1 protein-coding gene is annotated in these 301 nt (G+C 39.9%); it reads left to right on the top strand.

The window, feature by feature from the left end:
* The coding region (locus AA088_RS18605) for a hypothetical protein (RefSeq protein WP_046746335.1) at positions 1-301 on the top strand (301 nt) is incomplete at both ends.

The raw sequence follows: 301 nt of genomic DNA, 5'->3' as shown, positions 1-301 counted from the left end.
TGTGATGATGAAACGGCAGATGGTGTAGCTCCTGTAGACCTTACAGTAAAAAATGATGAAATCACGATTTCAAATCCTGATTTAAACGTATCGTATCACCTAACTCAAGGCGATGCAGATGCAGATGCTAACGCACTTGTCATGCCGTATACCAACACAGGAACTCCTACAAGCTATACAGTCTTTGTACGTGTAGAAGATATCAATACGGGATGTTATGATACCACTCAAATGACTGTGAATATCAATGATACTCCTGGTGTATTTCCACCAACACCATTAGAAATCTGTGATACAGACA

The organism is Kordia zhangzhouensis (genome assembly GCF_001005305.1).
GTDB classification, from domain to species: Bacteria; Bacteroidota; Bacteroidia; order Flavobacteriales; family Flavobacteriaceae; genus Kordia; species Kordia zhangzhouensis.
This window is presented reverse-complemented; position numbering and strand designations above follow the sequence as displayed.